The sequence below is a fragment of the Campylobacter sp. MG1 genome (assembly GCF_026616895.1).
Lineage (GTDB): Bacteria > Campylobacterota > Campylobacteria > Campylobacterales > Campylobacteraceae > Campylobacter_E.
Window position 1 is genome coordinate 17,091 of record NZ_JANYME010000009.1, and the last position, 21,438, is coordinate 38,528.

At 28.7% G+C, this 21,438-nt stretch carries 25 protein-coding genes and 1 tRNA gene; 21 read left to right on the forward strand and 5 right to left on the reverse strand.

The window, feature by feature from the left end; all coding sequences use genetic code 11:
* Positions 1-30: 30 nt before the first annotated feature.
* The 14 genes from NY022_RS07690 (at position 31) to NY022_RS07755 (ending at position 10,007) form a co-directional block, all read left to right on the forward strand.
* Positions 31-657, forward strand: a complete 627-nt coding sequence (locus NY022_RS07690; protein ID WP_267524997.1) for a DUF5644 domain-containing protein — start codon at positions 31-33, stop codon at positions 655-657.
* Entirely contained in the window at positions 654-1,289 is a 636-nt protein-coding gene (locus tag NY022_RS07695; protein WP_267524999.1) for a hypothetical protein, read from the forward strand. The genes NY022_RS07690 and NY022_RS07695 overlap by 4 nt, the downstream gene beginning before the upstream one ends.
* On the forward strand, positions 1,286-1,612 hold the full coding sequence (locus NY022_RS07700) for an ornithine carbamoyltransferase (RefSeq protein ID WP_214115885.1): 327 nt from the start codon (positions 1,286-1,288) through the stop codon (positions 1,610-1,612). Before NY022_RS07695 ends, NY022_RS07700 begins: the two co-directional genes overlap by 4 nt.
* Positions 1,602-2,156 carry an RsmD family RNA methyltransferase gene (locus tag NY022_RS07705; protein WP_267525001.1) on the forward strand — a complete coding sequence of 185 codons (555 nt, stop codon included), beginning with the start codon at positions 1,602-1,604 and terminating at the stop codon, positions 2,154-2,156. Before NY022_RS07700 ends, NY022_RS07705 begins: the two co-directional genes overlap by 11 nt.
* A gap of 88 nt (positions 2,157-2,244) precedes the next feature.
* On the forward strand, positions 2,245-2,559 hold the full coding sequence (gene atpE, locus NY022_RS07710; protein ID WP_267525003.1) for an ATP synthase F0 subunit C: 315 nt from the start codon (positions 2,245-2,247) through the stop codon (positions 2,557-2,559).
* Positions 2,560-2,589: 30 nt separating this feature from the next.
* Positions 2,590-2,674 (forward strand) — tRNA-Leu (locus NY022_RS07715).
* A gap of 14 nt (positions 2,675-2,688) precedes the next feature.
* Positions 2,689-3,054 carry a response regulator gene (locus NY022_RS07720; protein ID WP_267525006.1) on the forward strand — a complete coding sequence of 122 codons (366 nt, stop codon included), beginning with the start codon at positions 2,689-2,691 and terminating at the stop codon, positions 3,052-3,054.
* A gap of 2 nt (positions 3,055-3,056) precedes the next feature.
* Positions 3,057-3,884: a 50S ribosomal protein L11 methyltransferase gene (locus tag NY022_RS07725; protein ID WP_267525007.1), complete on the forward strand. Its 828-nt coding sequence runs from the start codon at positions 3,057-3,059 to the stop codon at positions 3,882-3,884.
* Entirely contained in the window at positions 3,877-5,736 is a 1,860-nt protein-coding gene (gene ftsH, locus NY022_RS07730; protein WP_267525009.1) for an ATP-dependent zinc metalloprotease FtsH, read from the forward strand. Before NY022_RS07725 ends, ftsH begins: the two co-directional genes overlap by 8 nt.
* Complete coding sequence (locus NY022_RS07735; protein ID WP_267525012.1) at positions 5,733-6,320, forward strand: phosphatidylserine decarboxylase; 588 nt, start codon at positions 5,733-5,735, stop codon at positions 6,318-6,320. Before ftsH ends, NY022_RS07735 begins: the two co-directional genes overlap by 4 nt.
* Positions 6,313-7,044: a CDP-diacylglycerol--serine O-phosphatidyltransferase gene (gene pssA / locus NY022_RS07740; protein ID WP_267525014.1), complete on the forward strand. Its 732-nt coding sequence runs from the start codon at positions 6,313-6,315 to the stop codon at positions 7,042-7,044. The genes NY022_RS07735 and pssA overlap by 8 nt, the downstream gene beginning before the upstream one ends.
* A 5-nt stretch (positions 7,045-7,049) precedes the next feature.
* Positions 7,050-7,769: an NYN domain-containing protein gene (locus tag NY022_RS07745; RefSeq protein ID WP_267525085.1), complete on the forward strand. Its 720-nt coding sequence runs from the start codon at positions 7,050-7,052 to the stop codon at positions 7,767-7,769.
* 67 nt (positions 7,770-7,836) lie between these two features.
* Positions 7,837-9,348: a 2-isopropylmalate synthase gene (locus tag NY022_RS07750; protein ID WP_267525016.1), complete on the forward strand. Its 1,512-nt coding sequence runs from the start codon at positions 7,837-7,839 to the stop codon at positions 9,346-9,348.
* Positions 9,348-10,007 (forward strand): hypothetical protein, encoded by a 660-nt coding sequence (locus tag NY022_RS07755; RefSeq protein ID WP_267525018.1) that lies wholly within the window; start codon positions 9,348-9,350, stop codon positions 10,005-10,007. Before NY022_RS07750 ends, NY022_RS07755 begins: the two co-directional genes overlap by 1 nt.
* Here NY022_RS07755 and NY022_RS07760 read toward each other — a convergent pair.
* From NY022_RS07760 to NY022_RS07780, 5 genes are read right to left on the reverse strand one after another with little or no spacing between them, the layout of a single operon-like run.
* Complete coding sequence (locus NY022_RS07760; protein ID WP_214116980.1) at positions 10,004-10,396, reverse strand: NfeD family protein; 393 nt, start codon at positions 10,394-10,396, stop codon at positions 10,004-10,006. The two genes, NY022_RS07755 and NY022_RS07760, sit on opposite strands and share 4 nt — an antisense overlap.
* Complete coding sequence (locus NY022_RS07765; protein WP_214116983.1) at positions 10,393-11,295, reverse strand: SPFH domain-containing protein; 903 nt, start codon at positions 11,293-11,295, stop codon at positions 10,393-10,395. Before NY022_RS07765 ends, NY022_RS07760 begins: the two co-directional genes overlap by 4 nt.
* A gap of 15 nt (positions 11,296-11,310) precedes the next feature.
* Positions 11,311-11,886, reverse strand: a complete 576-nt coding sequence (gene fdh3B, locus NY022_RS07770) for a formate dehydrogenase FDH3 subunit beta (protein ID WP_267525087.1) — start codon at positions 11,884-11,886, stop codon at positions 11,311-11,313.
* 2 nt (positions 11,887-11,888) lie between these two features.
* Complete coding sequence (locus NY022_RS07775) at positions 11,889-14,741, reverse strand: formate dehydrogenase subunit alpha (protein WP_267525021.1); 2,853 nt, start codon at positions 14,739-14,741, stop codon at positions 11,889-11,891.
* Between the two features lie 18 nt (positions 14,742-14,759).
* The gene (locus NY022_RS07780) at positions 14,760-14,957 is read right to left on the reverse strand and encodes a twin-arginine translocation signal domain-containing protein (protein WP_214116989.1); all 198 of its coding nucleotides are present in this window, start codon (positions 14,955-14,957) and stop codon (positions 14,760-14,762) included.
* A 110-nt stretch (positions 14,958-15,067) separates the two neighbouring features.
* Here NY022_RS07780 and coaE point away from each other — a divergent pair, with 110 nt between their 5' ends.
* From coaE to NY022_RS07815, 7 genes are all read left to right on the forward strand, one after another.
* Positions 15,068-15,697 carry a dephospho-CoA kinase gene (gene coaE / locus NY022_RS07785; RefSeq protein WP_267525024.1) on the forward strand — a complete coding sequence of 210 codons (630 nt, stop codon included), beginning with the start codon at positions 15,068-15,070 and terminating at the stop codon, positions 15,695-15,697.
* Positions 15,684-16,433, forward strand: coding sequence for a diaminopimelate epimerase (gene dapF, locus NY022_RS07790; RefSeq protein ID WP_267525025.1), 750 nt, complete (start codon positions 15,684-15,686; stop codon positions 16,431-16,433). The genes coaE and dapF overlap by 14 nt, the downstream gene beginning before the upstream one ends.
* Positions 16,427-17,128 carry a dUTP diphosphatase gene (locus NY022_RS07795; RefSeq protein ID WP_420707988.1) on the forward strand — a complete coding sequence of 234 codons (702 nt, stop codon included), beginning with the start codon at positions 16,427-16,429 and terminating at the stop codon, positions 17,126-17,128. Before dapF ends, NY022_RS07795 begins: the two co-directional genes overlap by 7 nt.
* A gap of 2 nt (positions 17,129-17,130) precedes the next feature.
* The gene (gene thrS / locus NY022_RS07800; protein WP_214117010.1) at positions 17,131-18,933 is read left to right on the forward strand and encodes a threonine--tRNA ligase; all 1,803 of its coding nucleotides are present in this window, start codon (positions 17,131-17,133) and stop codon (positions 18,931-18,933) included.
* Positions 18,930-19,454, forward strand: coding sequence for a translation initiation factor IF-3 (gene infC / locus NY022_RS07805; RefSeq protein WP_267525028.1), 525 nt, complete (start codon positions 18,930-18,932; stop codon positions 19,452-19,454). The genes thrS and infC overlap by 4 nt, the downstream gene beginning before the upstream one ends.
* Before the next feature lie 112 nt (positions 19,455-19,566).
* The gene (locus tag NY022_RS07810; protein ID WP_267525030.1) at positions 19,567-19,722 is read left to right on the forward strand and encodes a hypothetical protein; all 156 of its coding nucleotides are present in this window, start codon (positions 19,567-19,569) and stop codon (positions 19,720-19,722) included.
* Positions 19,723-20,772: 1,050 nt separating this feature from the next.
* Entirely contained in the window at positions 20,773-21,234 is a 462-nt protein-coding gene (locus tag NY022_RS07815) for an autotransporter outer membrane beta-barrel domain-containing protein (protein ID WP_267525032.1), read from the forward strand.
* Positions 21,235-21,438 lie beyond the last annotated feature (204 nt).

Sequence of the window (21,438 nt, forward strand, 5' to 3'; positions counted from 1 at the left end):
GATATAAATTAGTAAAAAAGGAATTTTGTTATGAGAAGTTTTATTTTAAGAGTATTTAGATTTGATGCTAGTAGAGATTATGAGTTTTACTATAAGCCATATGAGATTAATTTAAAAGACATTAACGATAGTTCTACACTTTACGATGTTTTAGGGTTAGTAAAACAACAAGATAGATATTTTAATATGCCAGATTGTAATGAATTTGTAAGGATTGAAAATAAAGTTTTATCACTTAATACAAACATAAATGAACTTATTAAAAAATTTGGAAATGATTTTTGTGTAAGTGCAATTGATTTAAAAAGAGCAAAGCTTGATTTAATGTGTGATGATAGTGATTTTATAAAAGTTTTTGATTATTTTAAAAATATTTGCAATGCAGATGATTATAAAGATTATTTAACTTATAAATTTTTATATTATGCAAGTGATATTCATGAATATAATGATGAATTTTTAGGTGATAGTGCGTTTGTGTTTGCAAATAAATTATTAGAAAAATATCCTAATAAAAGAAAAGATATTTTAGATATTGTTTTTGATAAGGAAAAAGGAATTGAGTATAGTGTAAGCTTAAAACCATTTTTATATAGTGATTATGAAAAATATGAAGAAATTAAAAATTCTTTAAAACATCAAAAGGAGATTAGATGATAACTTTAATAAATGATGATTTTAATTTTTCTAATTTATTAAAAGGTGATTATAGAAAAACCTATGTAAAAACACCTAGTTTTATGAGTGAATATAAAGCAGATGAATATAAAAAAGAATTTGATTCTTGTTTAGGAGAGATGAATTTAATCTGCGATACTAGTATTTTAGATTATGCAAAGAAAAATTATAAAAACGCTTCATGTGTTATTCAAGATTTACAAAATATAGAAATTAAAAACGATTTTAATGGTTTTAATGTAGCTGTTTATCGTGGTTTTACCATTGATTTATTTTTACATTTTTTAGAAAAGACTAAGGCAAAATTAATAAATTACGAAACTCAAGAATTTGAAAATGGTTTTAGATTTTTAGATTTTGATAAACAAGTAGCATATAAAAAAGCAGCTAAGATAGTTTTAGATGCTTATGATAGCGGTGCTGATTTTTTAGTAGTTGGCGATAGTTTAAGCTTTAAAATGTTTGATACTTTAAGTGGCGAATTACAAAAAGTATCTAATAGAGATTTTAGTGATTTTTATATTTTACATATGGCTGAGTTCATAGCTTTAGCTAATGGTAATATTCCAGCTAGTCTTAAAGAACATAAATTAAAGGTTAGTTTGGTATGAAAATAGCCATTGCGTGCAAAGATATTTTATTAGAAAAGACTTTAATATTATTTTTACAAGATTATTTAGCAAATAAAAAAGATTGCGATTTTTTAATCACTGATGAAAAATTAATGCACGCAAAAAAACCACAATTTATAATAGGTTTTAATAATGCACATTTAAAATTGCCTTTTAGTAAAGAGCAATTAATTGATGCTTTATATGAGTTTTCAAGCACAATAAATCAAGATGATAATAAGGTTTTAAGTTTTGAAGAAAAACTTGATAAATTACTTAATAAATTTAAATATGATTTACTTCAATTAATGTATGAAAAATAATGTTTTAAGAGTTCAGAGCGGTTTTTTAAAAGGTAAAATTTTAGAAAATCCATCAAAAGATACCACAAGAGCTACAAAAAGTATAGTTAAGTCTTGTGTTTTTAATGTTTTAAGAGATGAATTAAGGGAATATGTTTTTATAGAAGCATTTGGCGGTAGTGCTAGTATGGCGATTGAAGCTATTAGTAATTATGCTAAAAAGGCGTTTGCTATTGAGATTGATAAATTAGCGTATAAAAGTGCTTTAAAAAATACAAAAGATTTAAATATAGAAGTTTTAAATGACGATACTTTTAAAGCTTTATCTAATATTATTGCTAAATTACAAAATGAAAAAACTATTCTTTATTTAGATCCGCCATTTGATATTAGAGATGGTTTTAGCGATGTATATTTGAAAATCAAGAATTTATATGAGAATTTAGATTGTGATATTGTCATTATAGAGCATTCTAGCAAGGTTGAATTTGCATCTTTAAAATATACCTTATTTAAGGTAAAAAAATTCGGCAACACAACTCTTAGTTTTTTTACTAGGTCTTAATTTATTTACTTTAGCTTAATAGAATATAGAGCATAATTTTTGTATGGCTATTAGCCTGAAAAAATTAAATTGATTTAAGGAGACTTTTATGAAAAGGTTTGTGTTGCTATTACTTGCGTTTTCAAGTGTTTTATTTGCTGCTGAAACTCAAGTTATAAACGAGTCATTAAAAGCTTACTCGTCTTTAGCTGCTGGTTTAGGTTTAGGTGCTGCTGCTTGTGGTGGTGCTATTGGTATTGGTAATGCTGCTGCTGCTACTATAGGTGGTATTGCTAGAAATCCTAGTTTAAGTGGAAAATTAACAACTACAATGTTTCTTGTAATTGCGTTAATTGAAGCTCAAGTTATTTATGCACTTGTTATAGGCTTATTGTTATTATACGGAAATCCATTCTTAGGATAATTTTTTTAGGCTACTTTTGTAGCCTTTTTTGCGTTTATGGTGGAATTGGTAGACACGCTATCTTGAGGGGGTAGTGCCAACAGGTGTGCGAGTTCAAATCTCGCTAAACGCACCAGTTAAGGATAAATTGTGAAGTTATTAGTAGTTGATGATAGTTCTACAATGAGGAGAATTATAAAAAATACTCTAAGAAATTTAGGTTATTGCGATGTTTTAGAAGCTGAAAATGGTGTTGAAGCTTGGAATGTTTTGATATCTCAACCCGATATAAAGTTATTGATTACTGATTGGAATATGCCAGAAATGAATGGGTTAGAGTTGGTTAAAAAGATTAGAGCGTTGGATATTTATGATGATATGCCAATAATTATGATTACGACTGAAGGTGGTAAAGCAGAAGTTATTACAGCATTAAAAGCTGGTGTTAATAATTATATATTAAAACCATTTACACCACAGATTTTAAAAGAAAAATTAGATGATGTTTTGGAATGAGTATGAATAATAAATATAATGAATTAGTGATAGTAACTAATAATTTAAATTTTGTTAGTGATTTTGTATTTGCCTTTGATATAGATGCTATTGAAGAAAAAGATAATACTTTAATAATTAGAAGTGATAGTAGTCTTGATGATTTAATATATGCTTTGGATGAATTAAAAATGCGTTTAGAAGATATAAATTTAAATATTAGTATTTCATATCAATTAAGCGAAAAGGAAAACAAAGATTGGATTGATGAGTATAGAAAAAATATAAATCCCATTTTAATAGATAATATATATATACATACTACTTGGCAAGAACCTAAAGCAGGCTATGTAAATCTAAAAATAGACCCAGCTTTAGCTTTTGGCTCAGGTCATCATGAAAGCACTAGTTCTTGTGTTGAATTTTTGCAAAAATATTATAAAGGTTGCAAAACAGGTCTTGATGTAGGGTGTGGTAGTGGAATTTTATCTTTAGTGATGGCTAATTATGGTATTAGTGTTGATTCTTGTGATACTGATGAATTGGCAATTATGAGTACTAAAAATAATTTTGAGTTAAATAATCTTAAAATTAATGATATTTGGCAAGGTTCTTGCGATAAGGCAAATAAAAAATATGATATAGTTGTTGCTAATATAATAGCCGATATTATATTGATTATTAAAAATGACTTATTAAAATCATTGAGTGATAATGGATTTTTAATTCTTTCTGGAATTTTAAATGTATATGAAGAAAGAATTAAAAGTCAATTCAACTCTTTAAAATTAATTGATGAAAAAAAGAAAGGTGATTGGCTAACTTTAGTTTATAAGGTGAGAAATGAATAATAATGAAAATAAAAATTTGAATGGAAAAAATCCAATTGTTATATTTTTGATTTTTTCTTTGGTTGTTTTTGGTGCTTTTTCTATGTTTTTTGAAGGGAAAAATTTTGGTGAAGTTAGTCAAAATATAAGTTATTCAGAATTTAAAAATAAAATAGAATCAGGTGAAATAAAAAAGGTAGAAATAGGTCAGAGCAAAATTAAAGGTAGTGGTCTTAACTCAAGTTATACAGCTAATTTGGTTCATAATGATATAAATTTAACAAAAATGTTAGATGAAAAAAATGTAAATTACACATCTTATTCTGAAAATAACTTTTTATCTAATTTATTATTTACTTGGATAATTCCAATTTTTATATTTTTTGCTATTTGGGGATTTATTACAAACAGAATGCAAAAGAAAATGGGTGGCGGAATTTTAGGAATTGGAAACTCAAAAAAATTAGTAAATTCTGAAAAACCAAAAGTAAAATTTGATGATGTAGCAGGTGTAGAAGAAGCAAAAGAAGAAGTAAAGGAAATAGTAGATTTTCTAAAATATCCAGAAAGATATATTAAATTAGGTGCTAAAATTCCAAAAGGTTTATTATTAGTTGGACCTCCAGGCACAGGTAAAACTCTTTTAGCAAAAGCAGTTGCAGGTGAAGCTGATGTTCCATTTTTTAGTGTTTCGGGTTCAAGTTTTATAGAAATGTTTGTAGGTGTTGGCGCTAGCCGTGTTAGAGATTTATTTGAAAACGCTAAAAAAGAAGCTCCGGCAATTATTTTTATAGATGAAATTGATGCTATTGGTAAATCTCGTGCAGCAGGTTCACATATGGGCGGGCACGATGAAAGGGAACAAACTTTAAATCAGCTTTTAGCTGAAATGGATGGGTTTGGTTCAGAAAGCCCTGTAATTGTATTAGCGGCTACAAATAGACCTGAAGTGCTAGATGCAGCATTACTTAGACCGGGTCGTTTTGATAGACAAGTTTTAGTTGATAAGCCAGATTTTAAAGGAAGATGCGATATTTTAAGCGTTCATATGAAAGATGTAAAAATCGCTAAAGAAGTTAAAGTTGAAGATATTGCAAGACTTACAGCAGGGCTTGCTGGGGCTGATTTGGCAAATATAATAAATGAAGCAGCATTACTTGCGGGAAGAAATAATAAAAAAGAAGTAGAGCAAGGCGATTTAACTGAAGCAGTTGAAAGAGCTATTGCAGGACTTGAGAAAAAATCAAGAAGAATAAGTGATAAAGAGAAAAAAATTGTAACATATCATGAGTGTGGACATGCTTTAATAGCAGAGACAACAAAAGGTGCTAAAAAAGTTACAAAAGTTTCTGTTATTCCTAGAGGTTTAGCAGCGCTTGGTTATACTTTAAATACTCCTGAAGAAAATAAATTCTTAATGCAAAGACACGAGTTGATTGCAGAAGTTGATGTTCTTTTAGGTGGTCGTGCAGCTGAGCATGTGTTTATTAAAGAGATTTCAACAGGTGCTAGTAATGATTTAGAAAGAGCAACCGATATTATAAAAGCAATGGTTTCTATGTATGGTATGAGTGATATTGCTGGGCTTATGGTTTTAGAAAAACAAAGAAATCAATTCTTAGGTGGTGGTCAAACTATCAAGGATTATTCAGATGATATGGCTCATAAATTAGATGAATATGTTAAAAACTTACTTGATGAGAGATTTAAATCTGTTGTTGCTACTTTAGAACAATATAGTGGAGCAATTGAAACAATGGTTGAAAAACTTTATGAAAAAGAAGTAATAGAAGGTAGTGAAGTAAGAGAAATAATTAAAAATTATGAAATAGAAAATAATTTTGAAACTAGATTAAGTGAGATAGAAAAATGAATTTAATATTAAAAGAAGGTAGAAGTATTGTTTTAGTAAGTTTTATAGCTTTTGTAGTAAGCTATTTAATCTCTGATCTATATTTTTACTTTTTTTTATTATTTTTGTTTTTTATTTTTATTTTTAGAAATTATGAACGAGAATTAGAAGATTATTCAGATGATATAGTAGTTAGTCCAGCTGATATGACTATATTAGACATTAAGGCAAATGAGGATAAGAGTAATATAGAGTTACTATGTAAAAAGTCAGTATTTTCTATAAATTCTTTAAGAGCCATTTTAAAATCTAGTAAGCTTGATTATAAAATAAATAAAGGTCTTATTTATGCTAACGATGAGAATGCTAAATATATTGAATTTAATTTTAATGATAAAGTTTCTATGATTTGTATTAATGGTTTTTTTACAAAAAAAGTTTTGGTAATAAAGGATAATGACTTATTAAAGGGAAATAAATTTGCATTTTTTATGGATGGATTTATTAAAATTGTGTTACCATATAATTCTAAAATTTTAGTAGGGTTAGGTGATAAGATTTTAGCGAATACTAAAATAGCTGAAATAGGAGAATATAATGATTGATAAAAATACTCATAAAGTAGCTTATATATTGCCAAATTTATTTACAGCTTCTTCTATTTTTTTGGCTGTGTTAAGTATGATTGCTTCAATTAATAATGACTATGACAAAGCTATGATTTTAATTATAGTAAGTTTGATTTGTGATGGCTTAGATGGTCGCGTAGCAAGACTTACAAATACTACTTCAAAATTTGGAGTAGAATTTGATAGTTTAGCTGATATTGTGGCTTTTGGCGTAGCACCTGCAGTATTATTTTATTTTAATTTAGGTCAAGATTATGGGCGATTTGGCTCTTTAGCAATGGCTGTATTTATAATATTTGGCGCTATTCGTTTGGCAAGATTCAATGTAACTACTGGTACTTATGATCCTAGATTTTTTATAGGTCTTCCAATTCCAACGGCTGCGGTTGTTTTGGGTATTTGGGTGGTTTTTTATAAACACTATTTTGATGGAGATACTATTGTAGGTGTTTTTATTATCTTATTATCGTTTTTATTATCATTTTTAATGGTTAGTAATGTTAGATACCATAGTTTTAAAAAGATAGAATTGCATAAAACAATGATGTTAAAGGTATTAGTAATTTTAATTTTTGCTTGTTCTTTAATATGGTTGTTTCCATTAGAAATTTTTACATTATTAGTTAGCGTTTATGTTATTTATGGTTTATCAAGAGCGATTTATAATTTATATATAAAAAAGATTAAAAAAGTAGGATAAATATGTTGGATAATAGTAGCGTAGCAGTATTTATAGATGCAGAAAACATACCTGCAAAATATGCTAGAGAAATATTTGACTATGCTTCTAATTATGGAAATGTTATTATTAAAAGAATATATGCTGATTGGAGTAAAGAAAATATTCAAAATTGGCGTGAAAAAATATTTGATTATGGCATTATTGCAATGCAGCAATTTTCTACTTCATCGGGTAAAAACTCATCTGATATGTATCTTACAACTGAAGCTTTAAGCATATTTTATGAAAAACAAATAGATGTTTTTGTTATAGTTTCAGGTGATAGTGATTATACGAGTTTGGCTCAAAAATTAAGAGAAAACAAAAAATTAGTAATCGGAATAGGAACTAATAAATCTTTAAAATCATATGTAAATTCATTTAATGAGTTTTTTTATTTGGATAATGAAAAAGTCAAATGCAATGATAAAGATAGATTAAAGGCAATTCCAAAAGAGCAATTAAAAGAATTAGAGCAAATAATAGATAATTTAATTGATGAAAAAACTAGAGCAGAATATGCAGTAATAAATACATATATGCAGAAAAAATATTCTGATTTTCACGCTAAAAATTATGGTTTTAGTAGTTTTAGACAATTAATTGAGAATTTTATTTTAAAACATAATGAATACCAAGAAAAAGTATCTGATGATAAATGTACTTATTATCTTGTAAAAAATTCTACACTCCTTCGCCCATAAGGGCGAACTATAGTCATTTTTAATTTTAAAAATTTATAATATATATTAAAAAATAAGGAAAGAAAAAATGAAAGAAAGAATTATAATATTTGATACAACTTTAAGAGATGGTGAGCAAAGTCCAGGTGCTTCAATGAATACAGAAGAAAAAATCCAAATAGCTTTAGCGCTTGAGCGTTTGGGTGTTGATGTTATGGAAGTAGGGTTTGCAGCATCTAGTCCAGGAGATTACGAAGCGATTAATAAAATTGCACAAATTATTAAAAGCTCAAGCGTTTGTTCTCTTGCAAGATGTGTAGAAAACGACATTATTCAAGCAGGTAAAGCACTTGAACCAGCAGCTAAAAAACGCATTCATACTTTTATTGCGACAAGCCCAATTCATATGGAATACAAGCTTAAAAAAACTCCAGCAGAAGTTTTAGCAACTGCAGTTAAGAATGTAAAATTAGCTAAGAGTTTATGTGATGATGTTGAGTTTTCTTGTGAAGACGCTTTAAGAAGTGATGTAAATTTTTTAAAAGAAATGGCTGATGCAGTCTATGAAGCAGGTGCAAGGACATTAAATTTGCCAGATACAGTTGGATATAGAATGCCAAATGAAATTTATAAAGTATTTAAAGAGATTAGTGATTATACTAAAGGAAGGCTTATAGTATCAGCACATCATCATAATGATTTAGGTTTAGCTACTGCAAATACTATATATTCAGTTTTAGCAGGTGCAAGACAGGTTGAAGTTACTTTAAACGGTCTAGGAGAACGTGCTGGTAATGCTGCACTTGAAGAATTAGTAATGGCATTTAAAGTAAGAGGCGATGAACTTGGTGAATTTGATATGAATATAAATACTAAAGAGATTTATCCAGCAAGTAGATTGTTATCAAATATAATTGGTGTAAATCCACAGCCGAATAAAGCAATAGTAGGTAAAAACGCATTTACACACGAAAGTGGAATCCATCAAGATGGTGTTTTAAAATGTCGTGAAACTTATGAGATTATGAAAGCTAGTGATATAGGCTTAGTTCAAGATAATTTAGTCTTAGGAAAACACAGCGGAAGAGCAGCGTTTAATGATAAATTAAAATCTCTTGGTTTTACATTAGATACTGATGAGTTAAATCGTGCATTTGCAGAGTTTAAAGACCTTTGCGATAAGAAAAAGGAAGTATTTGATGATGACTTGATAGCAATAGTAGCTGCTGATAAGATTAAAATAGAAGAAAGATTCAAATTATTAAATTTACAAGTAACTGATTGTTCTTCAGGTTTAGCAACTGCAGCTGTTACTATGGATTGTGATGGTGTAATAATTAGCGAAGCTGCTATTGGAGATGGTGTAATTGATGCTGTGTTTAAAGTAATTGATAGAACTAGTAAAGTTGGTGGTAATTTACTTGATTATAAGGTTGATGCGGTTACTAAGGGCAAGGATGCATTAGCACAAGTTAGTGTAAAAGTTAGCTTTGAAGGTCAGCGTGCAATTATTGGACATGGGCTTGATTTTGATACAATGAAAGCAAGTGCTAAAGCATATTTAGGTGCATTAAATAGCTATATTTCAATGAATAGATAATGCAAGAAGAAGTTAAAAAATTAGCAACTGAATTCAATAAGTTCGTAAAGGATAATTCTTTAGAACTTATTGAATTAGAACAAGCTAATTTTATATTAGCCTGTGAAAATAATGTTAGACTTGATAGGATTGCTGAAAATTTGGTATCGCAAAATTTACTTAAAATTTATTCTTTGATTAAATTTAATGATATTGAATATTATGTTGATAGTATTAGGAAATCTCATTTTTCTTTTAATGACAAAAGGAATGCTATTCTTTTAATTCTTGCTAGTCGCTGCAATAGGTATGCTAATACATTAGTAAATGTATTAAAAGATGATGAGATTAAATTTATACACTCTTATATTAAGGCTAATAAGGATTTTGTTAATTATTGTTTTAATAATGAAAATGATTTAGCACTATTTTTGCATGATATGAATGCATTTAGAAAGTATTTTAGTAATGATAAATTTTTAATGCCTTTAAAACTTAGCAATTCTTTTAATTCTATAAAAAGGGAAATAAATTTAAAAAATATTTTGAAAATTAAAGAAAGTTTATTTTTATCTCGTAGAAAATTTTATAATAAATTAGATATACATAAAGATATTATTAAAAAATACGAAAAATTTGAAAAAAAACTCAATAATATAATTGAAAGTTATAAAAATTAATCTTGTTTGATTTTTACTTTATTATTGTGGATTTTTTCAATTTTTACAATTTCACCTTCTTTTAAGGTTAAATTATCAGTTGTTTGCCAAAATGAGCCTTTATAATAAATCATACCATTTTTAACAACGCCTTCGCCTTGAGTATTTAAAAAATCATCGTCATAATTCTCTACTTTTTTAGTTTTAACAAAAAATTTAAAAATTATAAGTAAAACAAGAGATATAACAGCAATTAATATTATTTGTAATTCTAAATCTAATGGCTTTATTAAATTAATTGCACCGACAATAATAAATCCTATAGCAAAAAATATTATATAAAAACTACCGACTAATAATTCTAAAATTCCTAAAAATATTCCTATACAAAGTAAATATAGGCTACTCATTTTTTGCCTACAAATTCTTTTAATACACTTAAAGCTCCTATTAATTCAGTGCTTTCATAAGGAACTAATATTTTATCTTTATTTTCACTTTTTGCTAAAGCTAAAAATGCTTCTACTCTGCCTTTAGCTAATAAAAACTCAGCTGCATTAATGTTTTGTGCCATTGCTTCATTTATGTTATTCATAGCTTCTTTTTGACCTTGAGCTAATGCAATTTGTTCGTATTTTTTAGCATCAGCCATTCTTTCTATTGCTTCAGCGTTTAAAACTTGCTCTTGCTTTAATGCTTCAGCATTTTTTATAAGTGCTACTTTTTGTGCTTCAGCGTTTAATTCTATAGCTCTTTTTTCTCTTTCAGCTTTCATTTGTAAATTCATTGCTTCTTCTATGCCACTAGGAACTGAAATTTCAGAAATTTCTACTCTCATAATTTTTACACCCCAGTTATCAGCAGCATCTCCAAGTGCAATTTGTAAAGCACTATTTAAACTATCACGACTACTTAAAGTATCATCAAGATACATACCGCCAATCTCACCCCTAAGAGTTGTCATAGCTAAATTTGATATAGCTTTTTTATAATTTTCAACATTATAAAATGCCATTTTTCCATTTGTTACTTTTAGAAAAACTATCCCATCAACTAAAATATTTACATTATCTTTTGTAATAACTTGTTGTTTTTCTATATCTATTAGTTGCTCTTTAATAGTAATTATTGATTTAACCATATCAATAAAAGGAAAGATTAAATGAAATCCTCCGCTTAATTCTTTGTGAAATTTACCTAATCGCTCAACTATTACAATATCGCTTTGCGACACTATAATTATAGACTTTATTAAAATGACTATTATTAAAGCTAGTAAAACTCCAACAAAAATTAAAAATTCCATCATCTCTCCTAATTTAAATTAAATAAACATATTACTTAAATTAACATTTGCATTTTTAGTTAAAACACGCTTTCTATATACATTAGAAACTTCGCTCTCATCTCCAACTAAAAGTGCATTTGTAGCACATACAGCAGCACAAATAGGCACTCTTCCTTCGCTTATGCGGTTTTGTCCGTAAAGCTCTCTTTCTTCATCACTATTTGTCTCTTCAGGACCTCCTGCACACATTGTACATTTATCCATTTCGCCTTTAATTCCAAACGCTCCATCTCTTGGAAATTGTGGAGCACCAAATGGACAAGCATATAAGCAATAACCACAACCAATACATTCTTTTTTATCGTGTAATACGATACCATCTTCACGAATATAAAAGCATTTAACAGGGCAAACTTGAGCACAAGGTGCGTCAGTGCAATGCTGACATGCTATTGTCATTGACACTTCTTTGCCTTCAATACCATCATTTAAAGTAATTACTTTTCTTCTTTTAATACCAATAGGAACTTCATGTCCGCTTGAACACGCAACTTGACAAGCAAAACAACCAATACAACGATTTTTATCAACAAAAAACTTCATTCTAGCCATTTTTATGCCCTTTCTATCTTGCAAAGTCCAGCGTTAAATTCGCTAATTTGTGTATTTGGATCAAAACCATAGTTTGTAACCGTATTTGACATTTCGCCTATTGTATAAGGTTTAGTGCCTTCTGGATAGTTATGACTTAAATCAACTCCTTGTAAAACACCAGCGAAGTTGTAAGGTAAGCAAATTCTATCTGGAGTTACACTTCTATTGTGAATACATTTTACTTTAATCTTAGTTCCTTGCGGGCTATGTATCCACATCATTTCTCCATCGCCAATATTGTGTTGCATTGCAAGCTCTGGATGAACATTAGCAAACATTTCAGGTGTAATATCAGCTAAATATTTACTAGTTCTCTCAAGCATACCAGCACCACTTAGATTTACTAAACGCATTGAGCTAATGATAATAGGAAAATCCTTGCTCCAGTCTTGTTTTTGTTGCTCGCTCTTAAACATTGTAGTAACACGGAAATTTGGAGTTGTTTGGTCGTCAAATGTTGGATATTTTTGCACCAAATCCCATCTTGGTGAATGCACTGGCTCTCTATGTTTTGGAATTTGGTCGCTAAATTCCCAAACTATAGTTCTAGCTCTTGCATTTCCTAAGCAACAAGCACTTTTTTCACGGCATTTTTCTAATATAATTCCTGAAATATCTGTGCTCCAAGAATTACCCATTAATTCTTTTTCTTCATCACTTAATGTAATACCAAATACTTGCTCAATATTATCTTTTTTAATTTCAGGATAACCACCTTTAACTTTAGAACCAACAGGAGTGAATGAATTATCAGCTAACTGACTAACTCCATTATGCTCAAGTCCAAATCTATTTCTAAAGCCCATTCCACCTTTTTCATAAGGAACATTTGGGTTCCATAAAATAGCAGTTCCAGGGTGTTTTGCATCCCATACAGGCCAAGGTAAGCCATAGTATTCGCCTTTTACATCTCCACCAATACCCATTAAAGTATCAGGGTCAAAATTAGCCCAATTTGCTTGATGTTTTCTTAAACGCTCTGCACTAATACCACGAAGACCAATTGATAATAAACCATTACTCATTTCTCTTGTAGCATCATCAGGCCATTTTGCATCAACATCATCAGGAATTACCTGAACTAATTTATGATTTTGAAGTTCAAGTTTCATACCACGAGTATATTCTGTATAAAAGCCAAATTTCTTAGCAAACATAAACATAATCTCTTGGTCTTCTTTACTTTCATAAATTGGTTTTACTACTTGGCTTCTCCATTGCATAGAACGATTTGTAGCTGTTACATATCCTTCTGTTTCAAATTGAGTTGAAGCAGGAAGTATATAAATTCCATCAGGGCGGTCTGCTAAAACTGCAACTTCATTTACAAATGGTTCAGCAACTACTATTAAATCAAGTTTTTTAAGTGCTTCTTGAATTTTAACAGTGTGAGCCATAGAAGTAATTCCAGTTCCTTGAACCCAAAGAACTCTAACAGGAGCATTTGAATGAGTTGTATCCGTGCCATAAGGAACTACGCCTTTAACACCTTGCCACCAGCGAGATAAACTAAATCCTTTTTCGTGCATCCATTTTTTGCCACCATTTGCACTATCATCTACGAAGCGTTTTTGCATATATTCATAGCTAACTCCCCAAAAATTGCAAAAATGTTTCCAAGCACCTTCAGCTAAGCCATAATAAGCAGGAAGTGTGTCTGCTAAACATCCCATATCTGTTGCACCTTGAACATTATCGTGACCACGAATAATATTAGTTCCGCCACCAGGTTTTCCAATATTTCCTAACACTAATTGTAAAATAGCTAAAATACGAGTATTTGAACTACCAACTGAATGTTGAGTAATACCTAATGACCAAAATAGTGTAGCAGGTTTTGTAGTCGCAAATAATTTTGTAACTTGAATTAGAATTTCTTCACTACATCCGCAAATATCAGCAACTTCGCTAGGAGTATATTTTTTAGCTTCTTCACGAATTAAATCAACTCCATAAGACCTATTTTTGATTATTTCTTTGTCTTCCCAACCATTTTCAAAAATAAGATTTAACATTCCATATACAAATGCAATGTCAGTTCCTGGACGAATTCTTACATAAATATCAGCATGAGCTGCACTTCTTGTAAAAATAGGATCAACTACGATTAAAGGAGCATTATTTCTATCTTTAGCTTGTAAAATATGCTTAAATCCAATAGGGTTTGCAACTGCTGAGTTTGCACCAAACATAATCATACATTTTGTATTACCTACAACATCACCAAAGTGATTTGTCATAGCGCCATATCCCCAAGTATTAGCCACACCGGCTACTGTTGCGCTGTGTCAAATTCTAGCTACGTGATCTATTGAGTTTGTTCCCCAAAATGCAGCAAATTTTCTAAAATAATATGCTTGTTGATTGTTAAACTTAGCTGAACCTAAAAACATTACGCTATCAGGACCGCTTTCTTTTCTAATATCTAGCATTTTATCGCCGATTTCATTTACAGCTTGTTCCCAGCTAATTCTTTCCCATTTACCATTAACTCTTTTTAATGGGTATTTAACACGACATTTTGATTTGGTTAAATCAATTTGGTCAATTCCCTTACAGCAATGACTTCCAAGTGAAATTGGATGGTCTATTGCGTTATTTTGTCTAACCCAAACACCATTTACTACTTCAGCTTCTATACCACAACCAGCACTACAAATAGAGCAAACTGTGCGAACACTTTTACTACCTTCATAAGGCATTTTAACTTTTTCATCTGCCTTTAAGGTTGCGTTTGTCGCACCAAATGCGGTAGTGCTTGCACCTGCAACTGCTGCAAGTTTTAAAAAGCTTCTTCTACCTAAATTACGCATTTAAATCCTTTCTATAAATTAATATGCAATTTTATAAAATTTTTCCCAGTGAAGGGTCTTTTTATATAACACTTCTTTTTTCTTTGCACGACCAGATACTACACCAGAGCTATTATTTTCGCTACTTGTTGCTGCATTTAAACCTACGCTAGCAACAGCACAGGTAGCTCCAGCACTTAATGCTTTTTTAAGAAAAGCTCTTCTTTTGTTCTCCATGGCTGCCTCCTTACTAAAAATTTAATTTTAAATTATAATATAATGCTTTAAATTAAGCCTTAAGACAAATCATTAATTTAATTTATAGATTTTAAAAAAAGAGTGAAGAATTGTTACAAAAATTTAAAAGAGTTAAAAGGTATTATAAAAATATTTATGTAATAACATCTAGCATTGCTTGTGGTAAATCTACATTTTTAAATATTGCTAAAGAAAATGAAATATTTTGCATTAGTGCTGATGAAATTTCTTCAAAAGTTTTTTGCTACAAATGGAAACAAATTCGTAAAAAATTAAATATTTCAAATTCCTATTTCAAATTCTTAAAAGAAAAAAAACGAGCAGTAGCAAATGTGATTTTTAATGACAAAACAGCTAAGAAAAAATTAGAAAAAATAATGCACTCAAAAATCAAAAAAGAAATTCTCAAAAAAATCAAACAAAATAAAAATAAAATAATTTTTGTAGAAATTCCCTTGTTTTTTGAAAATAGCAATTATAATTTTTTGCTTAATAAAATTGTGATTTATTGCCCTTATGAATTATCTTTAACAAGACTTATGAATAGAAATAATTTAACAGAATTTGAAGCAAAACTAAGATTAAATTCTCAATTACACATAGACAAAAAAATAAAATTTGCAAGTTATTTAATCAAAAACGATGGTAATTTAGAAGATTTTAAAGATAACTCGCTAAAACTTATCCAAAAACTAAAGGAAAAACATGGAATTTCATAAATACTACGCAAATGGAAATGATTTTATTATTTTTCAAACTAATAATTTAGATGAAAATTATTTAAGTAAATTAGCCATAAAATTATGCAATAGACATAGTGGAATAGGTGCTGATGGGCTTATTGTAATCAAAAAAAATGATAAAGATTATGATTTTACTTGGGGATTTTACAATCAAGATGGCTCAAAAGCTAATATGTGTGGTAATGGTGCAAGAGCTGCGGCACATTTTGCTTACACTCAAAATTTAGCAAATAAAAATATGAGTTTTTTAACTGGTGCAGGGATTATTAAGGCGACAATTTTTGATGATGATTTTGTAGAAATTAGATTAACTAAAGCTAAGGTTATACACGAAAATTTAGTGGAATTTCAAAATGTATTTTGCCTAATTGATACAGGTGTGCCACACCTAGTAACTCTTGATGGAGTGCAAAACTACAACGAAGAAAATGCTAAATATTTAAGAGAAAAATATGATGCAAATGTAAATTACGCAACTTTTAAAGACGGGGTTTTATATGTTAGAACTTATGAGCGTGGAGTTGGAGAAACTTTAGCTTGTGGAACTGGAATGAACGCTTGTTTTTATTATGCTAGAATGCTTAAATTAGTTGATGAAAAGGCTACTATTTATCCAAAAAGCAATGATATTTGCGAAGTGAGTTTTAAAGATGATTATTTATATTTTAAAGCACAAGTTAAAAAAATTTTTAGCACTACGCTTGATTGTTAAATAATTTTGCTAGTATTTTGATATTTTTTGATGTAGAAGGGATGATGAAATTACAATATACTAATGATATGTTAAGCTTACAGCAAGCTTTAAATAACGCAACTTGCGGAATTGGTTGGGAAAAAGGTTATACAAAGGAAAATCGCTTAATTGATTTTGCTCGTTGTATTTATATGGAATGTGCTGAACTCGTTGATTCTATGCCTTGGAAACATTGGAAAAGCATAGATGCTAGTTGGGATTTAGAAAATATTCAAATTGAATTAGTTGATATTTGGCATTTTATTTTAAGCCTTGCAATTATGCAAAATCAACAAAAAGAACTTATAAACACGATTTCAGAATTTAAATTCAATAAAACAAATAAAAATTTAAATGATATTTTAGAACTTTCAAGAGAATTAATTCACACAAGTAGTGCAAAAGAGCTAAACATAACGCAAATTACAGAAATATTTTTAAAGCTAATGTGTAGTTGTGAGTTAGAATTTACAAGACTTTATAAAATCTACATTGGTAAAAATGTCTTAAATAAATTCCGCCAAGATAACGGCTATAAAAATGGAACTTATAAAAAACTTTGGAATGGTAAAGAAGACAATGTAATCTTATATGAACTACTAGAGCAAAATGATATAAACTATGATAGTTTGTATAAAAATCTTAATGAAATTTATAAAAATTTAAAGGATTAATAATGGAAATAATAGGATATTACGATAAAGATAAAAATATTTATGATACTTTAAGCACTGATGGAGCAGGACTTGAGCCAATTTTCTATGATGATAGTCCTATGGCACTTGAAATCATTCGCCATAGCTGTGCTCACCTTTTAGCTGAAGCTATTACACAATTATATAAAAATGCTAAATTTTTCGTAGGACCTTGCGTTGATGAAGGTTTTTATTATGATTTTAAAGTAGATGAAAAAATCAGCGAAGAAGATTTAAAAGTAATTGAAGATAAAATGAAAGAGCTTGCAAAAAAAGGCTCTCCTATGATAAAAAATACAATGAGCTATGAAGCTGCTTGTGAAAAGTTTAAAAATGATGAATTAAAACAAGCAGTTTTAAGTCGTTTAAGTGGAGAAATTAGCACATATTCTCAAGGTGAATTTACCGACCTATGTCGTGGGCCACATTTACCACACACTAAAATGCTTAAGAATTTTAAATTAACAAAATTAGCAGGTGCTTATTTAGGCGGCGATGAAAAAAATGAAATGCTAGTTAGAATTTATGGTATCGCATTTGCAACAAAAGAAGCTTTAAAAGACTATCTAACAATGATAGAAGAAGCTAAAAAAAGAGACCATAGAAAACTAGGAAATGATTTAAAATTATTCACATTTAGCGAACAAATTGGTGGCGGCTTACCATTATGGCTTAAAAATGGTGCAAGAGTTAGAAATAAATTAGAGCATATTTTATATAAAGCTCATAGGGTTAGATTTTATGAGCCTGTTCGTGGCCCTGAATTACTAAATTCTAGCGTTTGGAAAACAAGCGGACATTATGCAAACTATAAAGAAAATATGTATTTTACTAGAATTGATGAGCAAGAATACGGAATAAAACCAATGAACTGCGTAGGACATGTATTCTGCTATAAAAGTGAAGGTAGAAGTTATAAAGATTTGCCTATTAAATTCTTTGAATACGGAATGGTTCATCGCCATGAAATGAGTGGGGCTTTACACGGGCTTTTAAGAGTTCGTGAATTTACTCAAGATGATAGCCATATTTTCTGTATGCCAAGTCAAATAAAAACCTTAGTAAAAGAGATTTTAGATTTTGCTAAAAAAATTATGGTAACTTTTGGATTTGAATGGGAACTAGAAATCTCAACAAAACCTGAAAAATCAATAGGAAGTGATGAGATTTGGGAAGTTGCTACAAAAGCTTTAATGGAAGCTTTAGATGAAGAAGGTATTAAATACGGAGTTGATGAAGGTGGTGGAGCTTTCTATGGTCCAAAAATTGATATTAAAATCCTAGACGCACTTAAACGCAAATGGCAATGTGGAACTATTCAAGTAGATTTTAACCTACCTGAAAGATTTGAGCTTGAATATACAGATGAAAACAATGAGAAAAAACGCCCTGTAATGCTTCATCGTGCTTTACTTGGAAGTTTTGAAAGATTTTTAGGCATATTGCTTGAACATACAGCAGGAGAATTACCATTCTTTATAGCTCCAATTCAAGTTATGATTTTACCAGTAGGTGAAAAGCATATTGAGTATTCAAAAGCATTACAAAAAGAATTATTAGAGCTTGGAGTTGATGCTGATATTAATGAGAAAAACGATACTTTAGGTAAAAAGATAAGAAATGCAGAAATGTTAAAAGTGCCTTATATAGCAGTAATCGGAGATGAAGAAATAAACAATAATCAAGTAGCTTTAAGAGATAGAAGAGCTAAACAACAATCAACACTTACAATGGAGGAATTTTTGAAACTAATTAAAGAAAAACAAAACGAGGTAGTATTTTGAGTAAAGAAAAAGATGTATTGTTAAATGAAGAAATAGATTTAGTAGAGGTTAGATGTATAGGTGATGATGGCACTCAGTATGGAATAATTAGCAGTGATGAGGCAAATCAAATTGCTGCTAATTTAGGACTTGATTTAGTATTAATCGCAAAAGATGCTAAGCCACCTGTTTGTAAAATTGTTGACTATAGTAAATTATGCTATCAACAAGAAAAAAAGCTAAAAGATGCTAAGAAAAAACAAAAAGTAATTGAAGTTAAAGAAATTAAACTTTCTGTAAAAATAGCTCAAAATGATATTAACTATAAAGTTAAACACGCTATTGATTTTCTAAAATCAGGAAAGCATGTTAAATTTAGAGTATTTTTAAAGGGTCGTGAATTAAGCAATCCACAATTAGGTGATGAATTACTTTTGAAAATATATCAAGATATTAGTGAAATTGCTAATATGGACAAAGAGCCTGTTTTAGAAGGAAAGTATGTGAGTATGCTTTGCACTCCAAAAGCCACTAAAAAATAGGCAAAATTTTATGATTAAGGCAAGTAATTTGCCTTAATTTTTATAATTATTTTTTTATAAATAGTAGTTTATTTTTTTTTATTAATATTTCAGCAAATAATGGTAGTTATTTATGTACTGGAAATCGGATAGTGAAAATATCGGTAACAGCGGTTCAGATATCAACGCAAAACCTATATCGACAAATGATTTTATAAAGTCTATTAATATTAATGATAATGCTAAATCTAAAACACAAGTTTTAACAAAATTTAAATTTTATTCATAATTTAGTATGGAATAATTTAAATAAAAGACTAGGTGAGATTAGAAACCTAGATGCTGATATAGGTGTATAGATTAGACTTTATCACACAAATGCTAGTGTTTTAGATGAGATTGATTTAAATTTACTTGAATTACAACTTGGTGCTGATAATGTAATGGAGATTAAAAATTGTAAGGAGTAAATGTATATGTTACACATAAAAAGTAGCGAATTTTTTAAATACTTAGTTGTAAAAATTGCTTAAAGCTTTATGTGGTAAGGCTTTAATAGTTTTTGATGTAGTTTAAATTAACGCACAAAAATACGCATGTGTAACGAATGCAAATTTCATAAAACGCACAAAATTGAATTAACATTGTGAAGTCCTTGAATTCGTATTTTAATAGTTTTAATATAACTTAAGGTTCTAAAAATAATATCAAAATAAATTTGAAAAATACTGATTTATCAAAATAACTTTGAAATTCTACTTCAACATAGTTTCAAGCCATTTGCAATATAAAAAAAGTTTAGTTTAAACTAGCGTTTAAAGGATACTAGGCTAAAAATGATAAAAAAAATATCAAATAAAATTAAAGCTTAATATTTTTTTTATTTATTTTAAAAATACCAAAAGTAACAAAGCTACTCTAACTAAATATAACACTAAGTTAAAAATCTTTTTTAATATCCTTTAGATAAATACAATGTATAAAACAAATCTATCGCTAATGTATGGGCTAATTACTAGCAAAAACCTATTTTTAGATTTTGTATAATAAGTAGATAGTCGCTAACTTGTGTGAGTGCGGTTGATAAATCAATTATGTGTAAAAGTAGTTTCATCGCTTTATATTTTTTTCGTTTTTTCTATTTGCAAAGTTCATAAATCTTTAATTTTTATGCCTTTATTGTAAAAATACTAAATTTACTCAGGTGTTTTATGTAGTGTATCAAAAGCAAAAGCTGATGATATTTTAAAGAGCACAGGGTTTGGCGTAGGTTTATATGTAATGCAGTAGCTGATAATGGCTATTATGCTGATTTAGTAGCTAAAGTTAATTACTGAGAATGACTTTTAATACAGTAAGTTTAGACAAAGTAAAACAAAACAAAACAGGAATTTTAGCGAGTTTAGAGCTTGGAAAAAGATTTGATATGGATAAATTTTATTTAGAGCCTAGTGTTGAAGCTATCGTTGATTATACCCCATCTGTAAAAGTAGAAAATGATAAAATTGCTATTAATACAAAATCAAGCACAAATTTACATTTCAAACCAGCTCTAGTAGCAGGTTTAAATATAAATGATAATGCAAATTTAAGATTTGGTGCAGGATATATAATTGATGTTAATAAGCCAAAAAATACCACAATAACAGTTAAAAATTCAAAAGTAAAAGAAATAATTAAAGGTGAAAGAGATAACAAATTTTATCTTAACTTAGGTGGAAGTTATAAATTTAATGATAACTTAAGATTAAATCTTGGTTATGAAAGAACTTTCGGAGCTGATTTTAATATTGACAATTAAATTAACGCTGTTGTAAGATATACATTCTAATTACAAAATCTTTAGCCTTAGTGCTAAAGATTTTTTTAAATATTTTACAAATTAAATTAAATTTTTATTTAATTATTTTTAAATATCATTTAAAAAATACTTTTTTGGTTAATGGCTTATTTTTATAAATACTAGATAAATGATTGAAATTGTTGTATAAATTTCACTGATTTC